Annotated in this window: 15 protein-coding genes and 2 pseudogenes; 11 read left to right on the top strand and 6 right to left on the bottom strand. The window is 47.4% G+C overall.

Going from position 1 to position 18,964, the window contains the following annotated elements; translation table 11 throughout:
- Nucleotides 1–73 precede the first annotated feature (73 nt).
- Genes L6442_RS15070 through L6442_RS15060 form a run of 3 tightly spaced genes read left to right on the top strand, consistent with a single transcriptional unit; the run spans nucleotide 74 to nucleotide 3,342 of the window.
- The gene (locus L6442_RS15070; protein ID WP_237100324.1) at nucleotides 74–1,291 is read left to right on the top strand and encodes an NAD(P)/FAD-dependent oxidoreductase; all 1,218 of its coding nucleotides are present in this window, start codon (nucleotides 74–76) and stop codon (nucleotides 1,289–1,291) included.
- Nucleotides 1,288–2,313 carry a proline racemase family protein gene (locus L6442_RS15065; RefSeq protein WP_212977979.1) on the top strand — a complete coding sequence of 342 codons (1,026 nt, stop codon included), beginning with the start codon at nucleotides 1,288–1,290 and terminating at the stop codon, nucleotides 2,311–2,313. Before L6442_RS15070 ends, L6442_RS15065 begins: the two co-directional genes overlap by 4 nt.
- Nucleotides 2,314–2,337: 24 nt before the next feature.
- Nucleotides 2,338–3,342 (top strand): proline racemase family protein, encoded by a 1,005-nt coding sequence (locus L6442_RS15060; protein WP_212977980.1) that lies wholly within the window; start codon nucleotides 2,338–2,340, stop codon nucleotides 3,340–3,342.
- A 95-nt stretch (nucleotides 3,343–3,437) separates the two neighbouring features.
- Here L6442_RS15060 and L6442_RS15055 read toward each other — a convergent pair whose 3' ends face one another.
- Nucleotides 3,438–3,617, bottom strand: a complete 180-nt coding sequence (locus L6442_RS15055) for a hypothetical protein (protein ID WP_212977981.1) — start codon at nucleotides 3,615–3,617, stop codon at nucleotides 3,438–3,440.
- A gap of 426 nt (nucleotides 3,618–4,043) precedes the next feature.
- On the opposite strand from L6442_RS15055, the gene L6442_RS15050 reads away from it, so the two are divergent.
- The 8 genes and pseudogenes from L6442_RS15050 to L6442_RS15015 all read left to right on the top strand — a co-directional run bounded on the left by L6442_RS15050 (nucleotide 4,044) and on the right by L6442_RS15015 (nucleotide 13,277).
- Nucleotides 4,044–4,877, top strand: a complete 834-nt coding sequence (locus L6442_RS15050; protein WP_212977982.1) for a helix-turn-helix domain-containing protein — start codon at nucleotides 4,044–4,046, stop codon at nucleotides 4,875–4,877.
- Nucleotides 4,878–5,055: 178 nt separating this feature from the next.
- The gene (locus L6442_RS15045) at nucleotides 5,056–6,402 is read left to right on the top strand and encodes an ABC transporter substrate-binding protein (RefSeq protein ID WP_228101287.1); all 1,347 of its coding nucleotides are present in this window, start codon (nucleotides 5,056–5,058) and stop codon (nucleotides 6,400–6,402) included.
- Nucleotides 6,403–6,474: 72 nt separating this feature from the next.
- Nucleotides 6,475–6,717, top strand: a complete 243-nt coding sequence (locus tag L6442_RS15040; protein ID WP_212977983.1) for a sugar ABC transporter permease — start codon at nucleotides 6,475–6,477, stop codon at nucleotides 6,715–6,717.
- A gap of 44 nt (nucleotides 6,718–6,761) precedes the next feature.
- Nucleotides 6,762–7,718, top strand: a complete 957-nt coding sequence (locus L6442_RS15035; RefSeq protein ID WP_212977984.1) for a glycoside hydrolase family 43 protein — start codon at nucleotides 6,762–6,764, stop codon at nucleotides 7,716–7,718.
- Nucleotides 7,719–7,797: 79 nt separating this feature from the next.
- Nucleotides 7,798–9,801 carry an AbfB domain-containing protein gene (locus L6442_RS15030; protein ID WP_212977985.1) on the top strand — a complete coding sequence of 668 codons (2,004 nt, stop codon included), beginning with the start codon at nucleotides 7,798–7,800 and terminating at the stop codon, nucleotides 9,799–9,801.
- 118 nt (nucleotides 9,802–9,919) lie between these two features.
- Nucleotides 9,920–11,695 carry a glycoside hydrolase family 2 protein gene (locus tag L6442_RS15025; protein ID WP_212977986.1) on the top strand — a complete coding sequence of 592 codons (1,776 nt, stop codon included), beginning with the start codon at nucleotides 9,920–9,922 and terminating at the stop codon, nucleotides 11,693–11,695.
- 319 nt (nucleotides 11,696–12,014) lie between these two features.
- Nucleotides 12,015–12,200, top strand: a pseudogene (locus tag L6442_RS15020) (GNAT family N-acetyltransferase); the annotation flags it as partial.
- A gap of 315 nt (nucleotides 12,201–12,515) precedes the next feature.
- Nucleotides 12,516–13,277, top strand: coding sequence for a class I SAM-dependent methyltransferase (locus L6442_RS15015; RefSeq protein ID WP_212977987.1), 762 nt, complete (start codon nucleotides 12,516–12,518; stop codon nucleotides 13,275–13,277).
- A gap of 332 nt (nucleotides 13,278–13,609) precedes the next feature.
- Here the strand turns inward: L6442_RS15015 and L6442_RS15010 are convergent, their stop codons facing one another.
- From L6442_RS15010 to L6442_RS14990, 5 genes and pseudogenes are all read right to left on the bottom strand, one after another.
- Nucleotides 13,610–14,545, bottom strand: coding sequence for a S66 peptidase family protein (locus L6442_RS15010; RefSeq protein WP_212978072.1), 936 nt, complete (start codon nucleotides 14,543–14,545; stop codon nucleotides 13,610–13,612).
- A gap of 642 nt (nucleotides 14,546–15,187) precedes the next feature.
- On the bottom strand, nucleotides 15,188–16,345 hold the full coding sequence (locus L6442_RS15005; protein WP_212977988.1) for an epoxide hydrolase family protein: 1,158 nt from the start codon (nucleotides 16,343–16,345) through the stop codon (nucleotides 15,188–15,190).
- A 215-nt stretch (nucleotides 16,346–16,560) separates the two neighbouring features.
- A pseudogene (locus L6442_RS15000) lies at nucleotides 16,561–16,784 on the bottom strand (SDR family oxidoreductase); the annotation flags it as partial.
- A 354-nt stretch (nucleotides 16,785–17,138) separates the two neighbouring features.
- Nucleotides 17,139–18,011 (bottom strand): SDR family oxidoreductase, encoded by an 873-nt coding sequence (locus L6442_RS14995; RefSeq protein ID WP_212977989.1) that lies wholly within the window; start codon nucleotides 18,009–18,011, stop codon nucleotides 17,139–17,141.
- 96 nt (nucleotides 18,012–18,107) lie between these two features.
- The gene (locus tag L6442_RS14990) at nucleotides 18,108–18,956 is read right to left on the bottom strand and encodes a helix-turn-helix domain-containing protein (protein ID WP_237100323.1); all 849 of its coding nucleotides are present in this window, start codon (nucleotides 18,954–18,956) and stop codon (nucleotides 18,108–18,110) included.
- Nucleotides 18,957–18,964 lie beyond the last annotated feature (8 nt).

Here is an 18,964-nt window from a genome sequence, read left to right as displayed (position 1 = left end):
CTTCCTTTAAACATCAGACCGGATCATTCTGGTGTGGCATAAAACTTGCTACTTGAACATGAGTTTGAAGTTGATGATTCTACTGGAAAGGAACGTGGTTATGGGTGTGAACCATACCGAGGTCGTCATCATAGGTGGCGGGATTATCGGTGCAGCTATTGCATACTTTTTGGGCAGGGAGGGGGTGAACGTCATTGTGCTTGAAAAAGGAGAACTCGCCAGCGGAACCTCATCGCGATGCGACGGCAATATACTCGCTATTGACAAAGACCCTGGATTTGACAGCCAAATGTCGCTTACCAGCCAACGCATTATCGATGAACTAAGCCGGGAGCTCAGCAGTCCGTTCGAGTACAGATTGCCCGGCAGCATCCTCGTCTGTGAATCGGATGAGGAAATGGAGGCGGCTAAGTTATGGGTAAACAGGCAGAAGGCGCTGGGGCTTTCATTCCGGATGCTGGATCGTGGGGATATACGGCAGGAATCGCCGTACCTTGCGGACGACCTTCCTGGAGGATTAGAGTGTGGAACGGACTCCACCGTTAACCCGTACCTGCTTACCTTTGCCCTATTTGACGATGCGCAAAAGAAATATGGGGTTCGTGTCTGTTTAAATACCGAGGTTAAGTCGATCTTGAGAAATCCATTGACGGCAGAATTCAAGATTTGCACAACGCAGGGTGATTTTTCGGCCCGAAAAATCGTGAACGCAGCGGGGGTATGGGCTCCAGTTATCGGACAAATGGTTGGCATAGATATCCCGATCGTGCCGCGTAAAGGACATTTGATTGTAGCTTCCCGCCAAGTACCCGTCGGTATGCGCAAAGTGATGGAGTTTGGCTATTTGATCTCCAAGTTCGGTGGTGAGCGTAAAGTCGATCCATTAACGGAGAAATACGGCGTAGCTCTCGTATTTGAGCCCACGGAGAGCCAAAATTTCCTGATCGGCAGCAGCAGGGAGTTTGTCGGTTTTGACACGACGGTCAATATGGAAGCGATTCGTACGATGGCGAGAAGAGCGCTCCGCTTTTATCCAAAAATCGGCGATTTCCAGATCATCCGTACCTATACAGGGCTCAGGCCATGGACGCAGGATCATTTACCGATCGTGTCGGCAGTCGATGAGGTTCCCGGATTTTATATTGCTGCAGGTCATGAAGGAGACGGCATCAGTTTAGCTGCGGTAACGGGCAAATTGATGACCCAAATTTTAACGGAACAGTCGAATACGGTTATTCCAACCGAGCCATTAAGATTCGAGAGATTTCGGAAGAAGGTGAATCACGCATGAAAAGCAGGAAAGTGTTTATGACCGTAGATTCGCATACCGGAGGAAATCCGACAAGAACCATTATCAGCGGCATTCCCAAGCTGTCTGGAGCAACGATGTCGGAAAAAATGCTTCATATGAAAACCGAACACGATTGGATTCGAAAAATATTGATGTACGAGCCAAGAGGACACGGCGTAATGTCGGGCGCAGTACTCGTGGAGCCTTGTCGGCCGGATGCGGATATAGGGGTCATCTATATCGAAACTGGCGGCTATTTGCCGATGTGCGGACACGACACCATTGGTGTATGCACGGCGATGGTTGAAACCGGCATGATTACCGTTACTGAACCAATAACGTATGTGAAACTCGACACCCCAGCCGGACTGGTAGAAGCGGAACTTTCGGTGCAGGATGGAAAAGTGCTGAAAGTGGCTTTTCAGAATGTCCCTGCTTTTTTATACAAACGACTGAATGTGGAAGTGGAAGGAGTAGGGGGCGTTGATTGCGATATCGCCTACGGTGGCAATTTTTATGCGATAACGGATGCCAGAAAATTGGGCATCGAGTTGGTTCCATCCAATGCGGACGATATCGTGGCCAAAGCGGTGAGCATACGCAAAGCAATCAATCAATCGATCGAGGTCATGCATCCCGAAGCGCAGTACATGAAAGGAGTAACGCATGTTGAATTTTATTCAGACCCGTCGCACCCGGAAGCGGACGTAAAAAATACCGTCATTGTCCCGCCTGGCGGCATTGATAGATCTCCCTGCGGTACGGGAACTTCAGCGAAACTTGCCGTTTTGTTTGCGAACGGGGAAATAGGCATCAATGAAGAGTTCGTTCATGAAAGCATCGTCGGCTCGCTCTTCCGGGCTCGTATCGTGAGCACAACGCAAGTCGGCCCTTTTCCTGCAGTGACGACGAAGATTGAAGGCTCCGCCTGGCTGATGGGAATGCACACATTTTTTGTGCATGAGGACGACGAACATCCGGAAGGATTTTTATTAATTCCGCCAGCGGAAGACCATGGGTAATCAAATCATAGGAGGTCATCGAAAATGGAACTGAAACAGTACTATACAACGATTGACGCGCATACTGGCGGAGAACCACTGCGCATTATTACGGGAGGCATTCCACCATTAAAAGGCGATACTATTCTTGCCAGAAGAGCGTATTTCCGGGAACATTACGATTACATTCGCAAAGTGCTCATGTATGAACCGAGAGGACATCATGGAATGTATGGTTGCGTCGTTACTCCGCCGGTGAGTCATGACGCCGATTTTGGCGTCTTGTTCATGCATAACGAAGGCTTCAGCACGATGTGCGGCCATGGCATTATTGCCGTTGTGACGGCAGCTCTCGAATTGGGGCTTCTCCCGGAAACCGCAGAACGCTCTCAAATTGTCATCGACAGCCCTGCCGGCAAAGTGATTGCGCATGCAGATCGCGAAGGAACGGAAGTGAAGTCGGTATCGTTCCAAAACGTTCCTTCTTTCGTGTTCGCTCAGAATTATCCAATTATAATTGCGGGCAAATCCTTTACGGTTGATATTGCCTTTGGAGGCGCCTTCTATGCGATTGTCAAAGCGGAAGACATTGGGACATCGGTCGATATTGCCGAACTTCCGAACCTTCAATATTGGGGCTCTGTGATTAAAGCATACATTGAAAGCACGCTTACAGTAAGGCATCCATTGGAACCGGAACTGCAGGGTATTTACGGCGTCATCGTCTCCGATTCGCCACGTAAGGATGGTTCGCATTTGCGTAATGTGACGATTTTTGCGGATGCACAAATCGACCGGTCCCCCTGCGGAACGGGTACCTGCGCACGAATGGCGGCATTGTATGCCCGTGGGGATCTCGACATCGGCGATGATTTTGTCCATGAAAGCATCGTGAATAGCCAATTCACCGGACGAATCCTAGAGAAGACGTATGTGGCCGATAAGGAAGCCGTTATTCCCGAAATTAAAGGAAGAGCTTTCATCACGGGCACACACCAATTTATTGTGGATCCTGCTGATCCGCTCGGAGAAGGATTTCTTTTAGGGTGAAAAGCATAATAGTAGATGCAGGGCATTTTTGATTGAGACCTAAAAGATTTCGGTCATAATCCCCCTGTACTCAAACGAATTACCCTACATTGCGACTAAACCGGTACAAGGACGGGGAACTGAAACAACATACCAACAGAAAGAGCGCCTCCGCCTGCCGGCAAAGACGCTCTTTCTACTTCTTTGGCAAGCTGGCGAAGAGCCTGAGGACATAAACACTGCAGTAATTCTTCAAACAGGAGCTTTAAATCATCTGAAATCGAAAGTTTCGTCAAGAAGCGTTATCCTTCCTTATTAAGATTCTATAGAATGAATAGCTTTTTTCCGTTTTGGGGATATACATTTATTTTAGCTTGATGGGCATGTGGCGGGACCCCTATTCGAATTAAGGGAGGCAGGAGAACGTGTCGAACACCGACAAGGAGAAACAGGTCCTGGGGAAAACCAAAACGGTGTATGAAACAGGCGACATCATATTCCTTCTTCCATGACTCCTGCTGGTCATATAATATGACATTGGCCAAACGATCGCTTCGGCTCGAAATAAGCATTGGACCTCGTTATTTATTGACGGAGGGTTGAGGGTTTCATAAAATGAAACGAGAGAGGCGTTTACGCATCCTGCTGAACTGCTTCAATGGGAGACAGTCAGTTGTCACCAAGAGTCTATGAAAGAATCGTCAAGAAAGAGGATGTAAAACATGGAAAACAGTGAAAAGGGCTTTGTGATCAGTATGGATCGCTTTAAACCTCACACATTTCAGGCAGAGCAGGGTGAGGGCCTCTTCATGTCACATTCTCATGAATATGATGAGTTGACTCTTATTTTGGAAGGGGAAGGGTACTATAGCTCTTCTGAACAGAATATCAAAGTAGCTGCTGGCGATCTGATCCTTATACCTCCCCGTCTTCATCACGGCTTCGTTTGTACGAAACCCTGGCAGGGGATTTCCGTTCATTTCTTCCACGATAAGCTTCCGGCCCATTGCCAATATCTCTTTCATGAAGCAGAGTGTGAACCACATCGGATCCGCAGCGCACATCTCCACGATGACGATATGCGATGGGCGGAAATCAGTTTTTTTCAGTTGGAGAAAGAATGGAAATCCGAGAGACAGGACATCGACTCCTACAACCTTATGAGGATTGCCTTTGAGACAACACTGCTATTATTCCAACGTAATAGGGAAACGTGGATGCCAATAACAGGTAACGATCATGTAGTAATAGAAGAGGTATTAAAAGAAATTCATAGCAAATATCATACTCAAATCACGGTAAACGAACTCGCAGCACGTCATTTTATTTCCGAAAGCAGCCTTCGCAAAAAGTTCTCGGAATCTTTCGGTGTCTCTCCTAAGCAATATATCATCAGCCTTCGTTTGATGGAGTCAAAACGGTTATTACAGCAAACAAATAAAGCGATTGAATCGATTTCCGCCGAAGTGGGCTTTACCTCTTCCAGTCGGTTTTACGAGTTCTTTATCAAATCGACTGGAGTCACACCACTCGAATGGCGTAAGAAAAATCAATGAATAGAATGATTTATGAGGACCGTCCAACAGGGCGGTTCTTTTTTTCGACCGTCGAAAATGACTTGATAACGCTTTATTTCGCGTGTGTGATAAAGCGTTTTCATTATTGTTTGTCATGAAATAGTCCCGGATAATTAGAGATGGTAGAAACAAATAAACCAAAAGGAGTGTCGAAAAGATGAGTCTGTTCAAAAGTAGATACGGCAAAAGCTTTCTTATGTTCATATCTTTCACCCTGCTCATGGGCAGTTTGATCGGATGCGCCAAAGGAGACTCAGGACCTGCGCCGCAAGGATCCGGCAGTGAATCGAAGTCAGAAAGGGATGTCGTGATCCAATTTGCAGGATGGGGAGATCCGTCTGAAAAAGAAGTATTCACCAAACTGATCAAAGCATTTGAAGAGAGAAACCCGACGATCAAAGTCGACTACTTACATATTCCAGGTGATTATGTCGGTAAAATGAATACCATTCTTGCAGGAGGAAATGCTCCGGATGTGTTCTATGTGCCGGATGGAGATTTTGGAAGATGGGTCAGTCAGGATCTGCTGCTACCCATTGAGGATTTCGTGAAGAGTAGCAAGATCGATACTGCTGATATGTGGAGTTCGGGTCTTGACCGGTATCGTTACAATGGCGCGGCTAATGGAAAAGGACCGCTTTATGCACTGCCTAAGGATATCGGGCCAACCGTGCTTTTTTACAATAAAGATTTGTTCAAGAAAATGAACGTCCCATTTCCTGATTCGGAAACACCCATGAATTCGGAGCAGCTGCTTGACACCGCAAGGAAACTGACCGTCAGCAACAATGGCAAAACAACGCAGTACGGCATGGGACCGATTTGGTGGGAGGGCTTCATCTTGGCGAAGGGTGGTAAGTTCCTCAGCGATAACAAGCAGGAATTTGTCGGCAATAGTCAGGAGACGATCGATGCGCTGCAATATATATCAGATCTCACGAATAAACACGGAGTCGTTCCAAGTTCGGCAGCTTTAAAGGACTTAAATGACAGTCAAATGTTCAAAAGCGGCAAGCTGGCCATGATAATTACCGGACGGTGGATGGTGCCGGAATTCCGTAAACTGGGCTTTGATTGGGACGTTGCCCCGTTGCCAGCCGACCATTGGGGAGGAACGAGCGGCTCTGTGGGGTTGGGCATTTACAGCAAGACCAAGCAGGTGGACGCTGCTTATAAACTGGTTGAATTTTTAGGCGGGCCGGAAGGCCAGAAAGAACAGTCACTGATGGGCTTCTCCATCCCAAGCTTCAAATCAATGGCCAACACCGATGTATTCTTGCAGCCTGACCAAAAACCGGAGCATGCAAAGGTATTTATCAAGGCAGCTGAGACGCAGGTTGCGGGTCCATGGACAAGTCTTCCGAACGCGAAGTGGTTTGATATGCTCACTCAAGGACTGGCACCTGTGCGTGAAGGTAAAAAAACCGCTGCGGAAACATTAAACGAGCTGAAGCCGAAAATTGATGCTGCCATTAAGGAAGGGAATCCCAAATTATTCAAATAAACTTGAATGAAACCGACGAAGGAGAGTCCGGTATTCTCGCGCATTTCATTCGTTTTTACGTAACGGAGGACAATGATGAAACGTAAAGAATATATTTGGGCGTATTTATTCGTGGCTGCGCCAATTCTCGGATTCATGTTGTTTGCGCTTATTCCGCTCAGTTATTCCGTCTATGTGAGTTTCACAGATTACAGCGGCTATACAGCGCCCGTATTTAACGGCGGGGATAACTATGTGAAACTCGTCAAAGATGAACTGTTCTGGAAAACGCTTCTGAATACTGTTATTTTTCTTTTCGCAAAAGTACTTCGTTGAAGGCATTACCTTGACTGGAATGAAGGGATAAAAGGAGAGAGAACATGTTAAACAACACTACAACGTTTTGCAATCCAATCGTAGCAAACGCAGCCGATCCTTGGGTGCTGAAGCACACAGATGGCTGTTATTACTTTATGTCAACACAACCGGGTTTCCTGGAACTTACCAAATCTTCCAGCTTGACCAGACTTGCTGAGGGCCGAAAGAAGACAATCTGGTCTCCGGAACCGGGAGGTCCCTACAGCTATAATATGTGGGCACCGGAAATACATTATTTGAATAACAAATGGTACATCTACTATACCGCTAACGACGGCGGAGGAGACGATTCGCGTCGTTTATGTGTATTGGAGAATGAAAATAGTGATCCGCTCGAAGGCGAGTGGATTTGGAAAGGGGCGCTGAAAACTCCTGTCCCTGGATTGGACGGCACTGTAATGACGGTAAGGAACCAACTTTATTTTCTGTATGCCGGTTACGGGCATTTTCCCGATTATGGATCTGCTATCTATATTGCGCAAATGGCTGATCCTTGGACATTGACAGGGGAACACAACTTGCTGACGGCTCCAACACTTTCTTGGGAAAAACAAGGCGGAATGGCAATAAATGAAGGTCCCGTCACGTTGTATAGGAACGGCCGCATTTTTTTGATTTATTCAGCCAGCACCACCTGGTCTGAGGATTATGCTCTAGGTATGCTGACGATGGATGAAGATGCCGATCCGATGGATCCGTCTTCATGGCAAAAATCGATGCAGCCTGTATTTCGCAAAAGTAGCGAGAACGGAGTCTATGCGACCGGCCACAACAGCTTTACGAGATCTCCGGATGACACTGAGGATTGGATCGTATTCCATGCGCTTCCGGCACCCGATTCCGATACGAGCGTCCGCTCGACACGTATACAGAAATTTGGTTGGAATCCTGATGGTACGCCTGATTTCGGAATTCCTTGGAGCGATACGCATCGTCTCCCCGTGCCATCAGGAGAGTGATCAATGAATTCAGTGATCAATGAATTCTATGAGCATGATTGCATCGAGTCACCAATTATTTATTTTTGGGGGGATCGAGATGAAAAATAGGTTGAAACGCATTGGGCTGCTTGCAGTAACCGTTATGCTGCTCATGTCATCTATGGCAGTACCGCTTGCACAGGCGGCTGCAACTGGTTCGGTCGTATTTAGTAATCCGGCTGAACCGGAGCCTTACTATGTAAGAGCGGTCAAGCTTGATAATGGCGATATTCTGACCACCTTCACACCCCGGTTTCCCGGAAACGCAGGATGGAGCGGAATGAAACCCTTTCCCTTTTACAAGAGCACTGACAGCGGATTAACCTGGTCCCTATTCAGTGAAATTGATCCCAATGATTATGGTCTGAACCGGAGTCAGCAAGGTATGACAACACTGTATGTATTGCCGCAGCAGGTTGGAGATTATCCGGCAGGAACCTTATTATTCGCATCTACAGATTGGGACAACTCCGCATCGTATACGATTCATATCTGGAGAAGCACAGACAATGGCGCCACATGGCAGTTCCACAGCAACTTGGCGGCAAGGGGAACCGCAGGAACCCAGCGTACGTGGGAACCGGAGTTTGCGGTAACAGATGATGGCCGATTGATCTGCTATTACTCGGATGAACGCAAGCCAGGTTATAACCAGGCGATCGCGCAGGAAATTTCCAGCGATGGCGGTCTGACTTGGGGGGACTACAGCATCATTGTGGGAAATCAGGCAGATTGGAACTGGCGTCCGGGGATGCCCCGGGTATTACAAGCGAAGAATGGAAGCTATTTCATGTTTTTTGAGATGCTGGGGGCAGCTCCTAACTTTGCAGTTCGCTTCAAAACCTCACCCGACGGCATCAACTGGGGAAGTCCGACGGACCTGGGGAACGTTGTAGGAACGGGGATATATCGCGCATCCCAGACCCCGGAGGTTGCCTACATCGATGATGGAACAGCCAATGGCAGATTTTACGTTCGGGGCATGACGGACGTGGTTTCTTCTGCTAACAAAATGTTCACGAGCGGAGATTACGGAGCGACCTGGACAGAAATGGACGCGCCACTAACCGTAAAAGGGACAAACCAGAGCACGCCGGCAGCCTGGAGCGGGACGCTGTTGCCGCTTAATCCGTCATTGCTCCTGGAAGTTAATACCGTAAAAGTGGGGAATCGGAATGAAATCCGTGCTAATGTAGCCCAGGTGGACAAAGAATCCTCCATTGTTTCCGGTGGGACCTATAAGCTGATCAATCAGAACAACCAGCTCCTTCTGGATAATGCCGGCGGCGGCTCGCCGGCCGGGACCAAGGTCATCCAGTGGAACGATCTCGGAGCGGATACCCAGTGGTGGCGATTGGATTACAGGAACAGCGGCTTTTTCCGGGCCATGAATGTAAACAATAGCCTGATCCTGGATAATCCCAACGGGTCCACGACGCCGGGCGCGAACGTCATTATGTGGACGAATAATGAATTGGACACACAGAGGTGGAAATTTGTGTACAAGGGCAACGGATACTACACCAGCATGAACGAACACAGCGGATTGATGCTGTACAATGCGGGAGGCGGATCGCCAGCTGGCACCCAAGTGATCCAATGGACGGCCAATGGTTTGGATACGCAGAACTGGAAGACGGTACGTACGGATGTGGATATTCCCGTTAATCAGTTGGAAAGTTTCAACATCGGGAATAGTTTTGTTCGTTATCATGATGGCCGAGGAAAGATTGACGGAGGGCAGTACAGCGCCGAATCGCAATGGAGAATCGTTAAAGGACTGGCGGATCCATCCGCAGTCTCCATCGAATCCGTGTCCTTTCCAGGCCAATATCTAAGGCATCGTGACGGTAAGATTTGGCTTGAGCCAAACAATAATACCACTTTGTTCAAACAGGATGCGACTTGGAAATTGCGTACCGGTTTCTCGAGCCCATGGGCGGCTTCCTTTGAGTCGTTTAACATGACCGGGACATTTATTAGACACCGGGACGGTATGTTAGAAATCTCTCCGGTTTCGACTGATTTGGATCAGAAAGACGCTACATTTTACGTAAAGTAATATATATGAAAAAGTTCCACTACTTGTTCGGTAATTGGAGTAGATAATGAGGTTTCCATTGGTCAAAGGGTCTGAGCATCAGACTTAGTCAACGATCGATTAGAGGAGTGAACGACATATGACAGAGCTAAGCAGCATCCCCACACCGCGTCCGGAATATCCGCGGCCTCAGTTTGTTCGCCAGGAATGGTTAAGTTTAAATGGAGAATGGGATTTTTCTTTTGATGATGAGGTAGTTGGTGAAAACGAACGTTGGTATCTTGGGGATATCATCGCTCCATTCACCCGGAAAATCAATGTACCTTTTACGTTTCAAAGTAAATTAAGCGGCATAGAAGACCCTTCTTTTCACGATGTCGTATGGTATCGCAGAACCTTCGAAATCCCGGAGAAGTGGAATGGAAAAAGGATTGTGATTCATTTTGGCGCAGTTGACTATTCAGCAAAAGTTTGGGTTAACGGCCAACTTGTGGCAATGCATGAGGGCGGACATACGCCGTTCCAGGCAGATATTACACCTTCTCTCGTAGAAGGCAGCAATACTATAGTACTTCGGGCGGAAGATTTCAGCCGCGATGTGACCTTGCCGCGGGGTAAGCAATATTGGCTTGAGAATTCCGCAAGTATTTTCTATACTCGCACAACTGGAATATGGCAGAGCGTTTGGCTAGAGCCGCTGGCTACTGTGCATTTAAGTAAGGTAACGCTCACGCCGGATATTGACCGTAATGAAATTCGGATTCGGACTTATTTAGAGGGCTTCAAGATCTCAGATAATCTTAAGCTGCAAATGACGGTATCGTATAAGGGTGAACAGGTTGCTAAGGATCAATTTACGATCAGATATGTGGAAGAGCTCCGAACAATCGGATTGAATGATTTCACGGAACATGGTCTTGGCCGTTTATGGAGTCCCGAGCATCCGAATCTGTATGACATTCAATTTCGACTCATTCGGGACCAAGAGGTAATTGATGATGTTGTGAGTTATTTTGGCATGCGGAAGGTTTCGATTGAAGATGGTAAGCTCTGTCTGAATAACCGTCCATATTTTCAGAGACTCGTGCTGGACCAAGGATACTTCCCCGAAGGAATTCTAACGGCACCAACGGACGATGCATTGAAACGCGATGTTAAACTGGCGAAGGACATGGGATTTAACGGAGTGAGAAAGCATCAGAAGACCGAGGATCCACGGTTTCTATATTGGTGCGATAAACTGGGCCTGCTACTGTGGAGCGAGGCGGCGAATGCATACGATTTTTCGGAAGAATATGTTGGTCGTTTCACTAAAGAATGGCTGGAAATCATCGAGCGTGACTATAACCATCCATGTATTGTTACATGGGTTCCGCTGAATGAAAGCTGGGGGATTCCGAATGTTCAGGTCGATAAGCGTCAGCAACAGCATGGACTAGCCATGTATCATCTGACCAAGTCCCTGGATGAGACAAGACCGGTTGTGTATAACGATGGATGGGAGCAGATGACAACTGACCTGGTAACCATTCATGATTACGAGAGTCGTCAAGAAGTGTTGGAAGACAGATATGCTACAGCAGAATCTGCGGTGCATGCGATGCCTGCCAACCGCCGAATTTTTGTCGGCGGAGCCTCCTATCAAGGTCAGCCCATACTCGTATCGGAGTTTGGCGGTATTGCATTCAAGAAGAGCGAATGGGAGGGCTGGGGTTATTCAGGAGCAGAGAATGAAGAGGATTTTCTGCGCAAGCTCAAGGCAGTGGTTGATCCGATGTTATCATCCCCGGTGATCAAAGGATATTGCTATACGCAGCTGACGGACGTCGAGCAGGAAATCAATGGCTTGCTTACTTATGATAGAGAACCCAAAGCACCGCTTGGGGCCATTCGAAACATTATGATGGGAAAATGAGATTCCCTAATATACTTGCCTTTCCGATGGAGGAGAATCAAGTATGAAGGAGGAAAGGGAGGCTGATGATTCAGGGCATACCTATGCTATTTCCTCCAAACCGTTTTGAGGATAAAAATTCCCATGGAATGGAGGGGTTCATCAACATACCGGGAAGAAGCAACGGGTCATTATTTGCATGGATTTGTTTATAGCATTCCGTGGACGCAAAATTTCCTCATCTGGTTGGGGCGTAGGCGTATCCATATTTAGAGAACGGTGCTGTCATTATGACAAATACAGATTTAGGAGTTCATCAACAGAAGGGGATTATTGGGGAAACTATATTTTTAATGTTGTCAAACAAAATGACCGTAATATTGTCCGTTGTGTAACGTCTCCTGTTAACAAAGTATCGATTGCTTACCATATTAAAATGGGTTTTGAAATTGAAAAGGGAGATAAGAAAATTGATGGTGTTGAATTAAACACCAACTATGACGGACCAAATCAAGATAGAGTTTAATTAATAAAATATTTGAAGTAATAGTTTCCTTTTCATCTATCAGGTGCAAGAGGTCACGAATATGATATAATCGTTACACAAAAAGCTGAAATTGCCGAGGGCGGAGTGTATGCTTCGTTGGAGGGCTGGGAAGGGTAATATCGTCCATATTGTTGGAGGCAGGTAGTGACTGTATGAAATGAGAGGAGCACTTCTATGCGATCGATCGAGCACGAATACTAAGTCCTATCTCCTTATGCGCGTGGTCCACCGGACGGGTATCTGTAAATGGAAGAATACTCGATTTGTAGACCACGATATTGGAGGGACTTGTAGATGAGAAGAGAAGACAAGCAATTTGAACATTGGATCGGACAAGCGAGCCAGCCGTTCTCGGGATGGGATTTTTCTTATATTGTGGAAACGGGGCGAATGAATAGCGACTGCTTGGCATGGTCATTCGGAAGTATGGCTATGCCTCTCATGCAGGATGCCGAGTCGATGCTGGATATGGGGACTGGTGGAGGCGAGCTGTTGTCGATGTTGAGGCCGTGGCCGAAATCCGTTTGCGCTACCGAAGGCTATCGGCCGAATTTGTCCCTCGCCAAGGAACGATTGGAGCCGCTAGGTGTGACTGTCCTTTCTGTGGATGATGATGAGCATCTTCCTTTTGAGACCGGCCAGTTCGATCTGGTGCTGAACAAGCATGAATCGTATTCGCCGCGAGAGGTTCGGCGGGTGCTCACCGATGGCGGCTACTTCCTCACTCAACAGTCGGGAGGCACTGATTGTCACGAGATCAACGAACGGTTCGGCGTGCCGTTAAATAGTGAATTTGCGGAATGGAAGCTCGATGCTGCTATGCGCGGAGTGCGGGAGAATCACTTTGAAGTCGTGAAACAGTCTGAGCAATTTCTTAGTCAACGATTCTATGATGTCGGCGCACTGGTCTATTATTTGAAGGCCATTCCGTGGCAGATTCCGGGTTTCGAGGTCGATAAATACAGAGAAGAACTATACAGTGTTCATCTGCTTATTGAACGGCAAGGTTACTTTGAGGTGACACAGCACCGGTTTTACTTGCTGGCCAAAGCGTAGTCTTAGATTATATTAAAACTTAGTCATATGGATTTCTAGGAGCTTGTCGCACCGCGACAGCTCCTTTTACATTTTTCGCCTATTGTCTGTTATGCTGAACCTTAAAGACAGCGATTTTACATGGAGAGGTGGGCTGTCGAGGGACAAGAACATGGTCCCATTTAAAGTCGCTATTAGCGGCTTTTTTTGTTTTAACGGTACAAGCTCTTGTCCCGAGCCGAGAACAAGAACTTGTACCGATTGCCGATTTGACACATATCTAATTATAATTCGACAGCTCTTTCATTAACCTAACGGGGAATGTTAGCTAATAAAGACATGCTGGTAGTTGGTCATAACGATCGGCTAACGCTGATGGTAGGTTCAACTATAGTTATTCTAGTATTGACTGAATCGAGATTAACGGTTGCGCCAATCGGCAATGCGGCTTTATAAAAGCCATGACCTGTGGCAAGGTTCGTTATCATCGGCTTACCGAGAGGTACAACAAATTCATTGATTAAATCCTCATAGGATTTACCATAAGCCGCCTGGCAGCCTGAGCACTCTCCCATAATAATGCCGATGCAGTCACGAAATTTTCCGGCAAGCTTCAAATGATTCAAGTACCTGTAGACGGTATTGGTAGGTTCATGTGTTTCTTCAAGAACGAGAATTTTACCTCTTGTATCGATTTCGAAAGGCGTGCCCAACGTATCGACAAAGGATGTCAGATTACCGCCCACAAGTTGCCCAGTAACGTTGCCCGGAACACGGCTTATCAGCGGCATCCCCGGCGGATTCAAGATTGTCCGAGCTAATGAATATACGGATGTCGCGGAAAAAAACTGATCGAAACTATAAGCGGGCGTTTCGGATTTGAAGTCAATAAGCAGCAGACTATGGAATGTTATTAAATCCACATATTGATGCAGTACGTTTAATAGTACCGTTATATCGCTGTAACCTGTAACAATTTTTGGATTATTTCGGATCACAGTATAATCAATGTAAGGAAGAATTCCGGCCACTCCTGTACCGCCTCTGGTGGGTAGTATCATTTTAACCCGCTCGTCTTGAAACATCATCATCAAATCAGAAGCCCGCTGCTCGTCTGTGCCGGCAAGAAACCCGTTTTGCGCATATACATATTGACCCAATACAACATTGAACTCCATTGCTCTCAAAATTTCGATCCGTGCATTAATTACGTCTGCAGCGAGCGGGCTGCCCAAGGTAACGACTCCAACAGTATCGCCCCTCTGCAAGATTGGAGGACTTATCGGCATATGCTTATCTTCCTTCCTGAAAATAGAAGAAGCCATTGTGATATCTTATCTTAAGAGTATATTGGCAAAGTCCCAAGCACAGAACTAAAAAGGAGCTTGAATGAACAAGAAACCCTCTTTCATAAAGGGAATAAAATCTGGTTGAATCAAAGTGTCCGAAGAATACGGCCATGGCCAAGCTCGGAATTACCGTGAATTCGCTGAAGCAGGTTTCGTCGGCACCCCGGCGATTTTCTGGACTATGTCCGGAATTATCCGAAGCTGCTGAAGGGGCCGTTAGCCGCCTCATTCATAACCAGAGTACATTTATGAGGCGGCTTCCAATACAATGACCCTACAGCCAAGCGCGAGATAACGGCGGAGCCAAGCGGTCCATCCCTAATGCCCTAGAGCACGGCCGGCCTGGTGTTCACTGCGTGAATAGAACCCAACCCGATTATTCGAGGAAAGGTAAACTACTTCCTAAACCTGTACAAAGCCGTAGAGGAGAACAAAAGATACGGACAAGGGAGCCGATGTTCCTACAACGCATGCAAGCGACAGCTCTACGACATGGATGGATAGTGAGACAACGCTTGCGAGTTGCGATGATTCACGACCATCCCAGTGGTTCCCCCTACTTTATTTCGAAACGGTTCTGATTCACCAGCTTTTCGTTCTAAAAGGTCTGAAGAATGCGCGAATGTCATCGGCAAAAAGCTCTGGTTCCTCCAGAGCGGTAAAATGTCCGCCGCGGGGCATCGAAGTCCAGCGGGTTACATTCAGGTTGCGCATGGCCCATTCCTTGGGCGGCAACAGGATATCCGCCGGGAATAGGGCAAGGCCAGTCGGAACCTCGATGTAGCCGATTGGCGGCAAAGAATGCGCATTATCATAATACATATGCGCTGTCGATCCTATGGTGTTCGTCACCCAATACACCATAATATGCGTAAGGAGTTCATCCTCGCTGAATTTTTGCGCAAGATCGCCGTTACAATCGCTCCATGATCGGAATTTCTCCGTCATCCAACCGGCCAAACCTACGGGCGAGTCGGAAAGTCCATATGCGAGGGTTTGGGGGCGCGTCGATTGAATGGACATATAGCCGCCCTCCTGAGCCATCCATGCCGAAGCATTGTTCTGGTATTGCCGCTCTTCTTCCGAAAGCGTGGCCTGATCAGATGAAGCTATGAGATCTCGGATAATCCCGATATCGGTCAGATGGATTCCGTATAACCGTTCGGGATGGTTTGCCGCCAGGTATCTGGTCACACCGGAGCCCATGTCCCCACCGGCGGCAGCGAATTTACTGTAGCCTAATTCTTCGGTCATGAGCTTAACCCACATTTCGGCGACACGAAAATTGTTGACCCCGGGATGTTTAGGGCGGCTGGAGAATCCAAAGCCAGGTAATGAAGGGACGATTACGTCAAAAGAGTCCTCGGGGTTGCCGCCATGGCTGGCCGGATCCGTAAGCAGCGGAATGATTTTTTGGTAACGAAGGTAACTGTCGGGCCATCCGTGAGTAAGAATCAGGGGCAAAGGGTTAGGACCTTTACCGCGTTCATGTACGAAGTGCACGTCGATCCCATCGATCTTGCAGCGAAACTGGGAGAAGCGGTTCAACTTGGCTTCTTGTGCGCGCCAATCATAATGGTCTCTCCAATACGAAACTAACGATTTTAAGTAATTTAATTCCGTGCCCCGTTCCCAATCCGCATTTTCCAATTGATCCGGCCAACGGATGTGATGGATTCTGTATTGCAGATCGTTAAGGATTTCATCAGAGACCTGAATTTGAAAACGTTCAATAGTCAAAATGATTTCCCTCCTCTTCTTAATACATCGTCATTATATCCCTCAAGCTGGTGTGGTACACTGGCATAAATGAAATATTTTAACTATACTATTTGCAGGTGAATGCCATGCCGCAACTAGACCGTTGCAAAAACCGTAGGGTGTACAATCATGATAGAATGCTCTAATCGTTTTCTCAAATCATACCATAAATCGATTTAGTTTTCAGACACGTCCTAAATGAATCCACCATTCACACGGATGGTTTGTCCCCGTAACCCACTGCGATTCTTCGCTCGCTAGAAAGAGGATCACACCTGCAGTGTCCTCGGTCTCTCCGAGACATCCAAAGGCGTTCATGTTGGCTAGTCCCTGGATTTGTTCGGGTGTTTTGCCAACCGTGAAAAGCTCGGTATTTGTAGGTCCAGGTGCTACAGCAATTAATCGTTATGTTTCTATACTTGAACGATTCTAATTTGATCGTTTCTATTCATGTTCCTCATCCAGATGGCACGGTGGATAAGATGCAGCAACTGTTAATTGATTATCGGAGCCAGCATTCAAAGCAGCTTGAATCTTCTCCAAGAGTTTAGTATAGGAAGGCAATCAGAAGTCTTATTCGGCATGAATCAAGACATCCGAGCGGATGTCTTTTAATCTTGTTCTATAAGTGAAACGGAGAACTGTATCATAAGTAACGGCAAGTTTTAAAAATGCTCCCCTTTAAGTAAGCAGGTTTAATAAATAAACCGGCTACTTCAGAGGAGTATATATCAGTTGCCGTGGATGTCGAATTCTTTGGTGTCCTTTAAAATTAAAATTGTTTTACCACATCAACTGAATCAGTGGAGTAAGCCAGCTCTTTCTGTGCTTCCAGAGCGGCCAGTCTGTCTAGCAGGGCTGCCCGGATTTGCTCATAGGCGTCACTGCCCAACGCCATACGTATCGGACCCTCTCCCTGGTCGACACGACGGATAATCTGCTGCGCCATTTTATCCGGATCGCCGACAACCATTTGATTGAACATGCCCATATCTATACCAGGCAGTTCTCCCTTCATCAGGCTAACGAATCGGCCCGCCTCCGTATCCCGGTATTCGTCCATCCGCTCGCCGAATACGGCGTTGCTTGTAATGAAATTCGTTCGGATTCCGCCGGGCTCCACCATAGTGGTCTTAATATTGAACGGAGCCACTTCCTTAGCTAGCGCTTCAAAGGCTCCTTCGACCGCCCATTTCGAAGAGCAATACAGTCCCATACCCGGAATAGAATAATAACCCGCCATACTCGAAATCTGTACTATGTGACCGCCGCCCTGCTTGCGGAAAAAGGGCAGGACTGCACGCGCTGCACGCAGGGAGCCAAGCACATTGGTCATAAACTGATGCTCAATTTGCCTGTCGCTTGCTTCTTCCACTGCGCCATACAAGCCATAGGCTGCATTATTGACAAACACATCGATCGTGCCCAGTTCTGAAAATGCACGTTCCACGACTTCAGCAATTTGCTGAGGGTTTGTCAGATCTAAATTAGCCTGCCATAGCCCAGAGCCATACTGTGCCTGCAGATCATCCAGCACCCCCGGCTTGCGTACCGTTGCGGCTACACGGTCCCCTCTATCAAGCAACCGGCGAGTTATACGTGAAGCCAAGCCTCCTGACGCTCCTGTAATGAACCATGTTTGCATACTAAATACCCTCCAATCGTTGTCTTCCACTGAATCATACAAACAACTGGAGGGTGCTAGCCACAGCACGCCTATTCTATTAACAGGAGTAACAGTCTACGGTAGCTGCCTGTCCTGCTCAAGTAAACGCAATAATCTTTCCTCGGTGCCTGAACCGGGCACCGGAACAAAGAAACACCAGTGCAGTCCCGGGTCATTATCGATTACAGCCGCGGAATGGAGCTCGAACTCCATCTCCTGTGCGTCAGGAACAAGGAATAAAGCAGTGGCTACGCGTTTTTGTTTGATTTCATATAGCTCCCAGAAATGTACGAACTCCACGCTTTCCCGCGTCAAGCGTTCAAACCGTTCCATATATAACGGGTTGTTCTTGTAAAGATCGAAGCCTGCCCGCAGAACGGCTACAGAGTAACGGGCAGCTCCTTCCCAATTCACCAGTCTGTTGCGGTAATCAGGCTTTAAAAACATAATGTCCATCATATTCCGTTCGTTGTCCGGCAGACTGCCGAAATCGGCTACGATCAGTTCAGCCGCCCGATTCCAGACGATAACATCCGTACCTTCGTCTGTGATAAAAGAAGGATAATGCAGTTGATTTACGATTTTCTGCAGAACTCCCGTATCCGGCCCACCGTTATTTGGCACTGTGACGACGCTCGCCACATCTACATTGGCCAGATCGAATAGATGCTTCTGCTCGTCTTCGTCAAGCTGAAGCGCTTTGCTGATACTTAGCAGCACTTCCGGCGAAGGATTAACCTCTTTGCCTTGCTCCAGCCAGGCATAGTAAGTCACGCTTATATTGGCAAGATAAGAGACTTCTTCTCTTCGAAGTCCCGGAGTGCGTCTTCGTCCGGGCAGCGGCTGAATCCCGGCCTCCGAAGGCTGCAACCGTTCTCTGCGCGATTTAAGGAAGTCACCCAATGCGGATGAGGAACGATTCATTTTCAAGT

The sequence above is a fragment of the Paenibacillus azoreducens genome, from assembly GCF_021654775.1.
Lineage (GTDB): Bacteria > Bacillota > Bacilli > Paenibacillales > Paenibacillaceae > Paenibacillus_AQ > Paenibacillus_AQ azoreducens.
The sequence above is the reverse complement of the archived record's forward strand: the minus strand, read 5'-3'. Positions and strand labels throughout refer to the sequence as shown.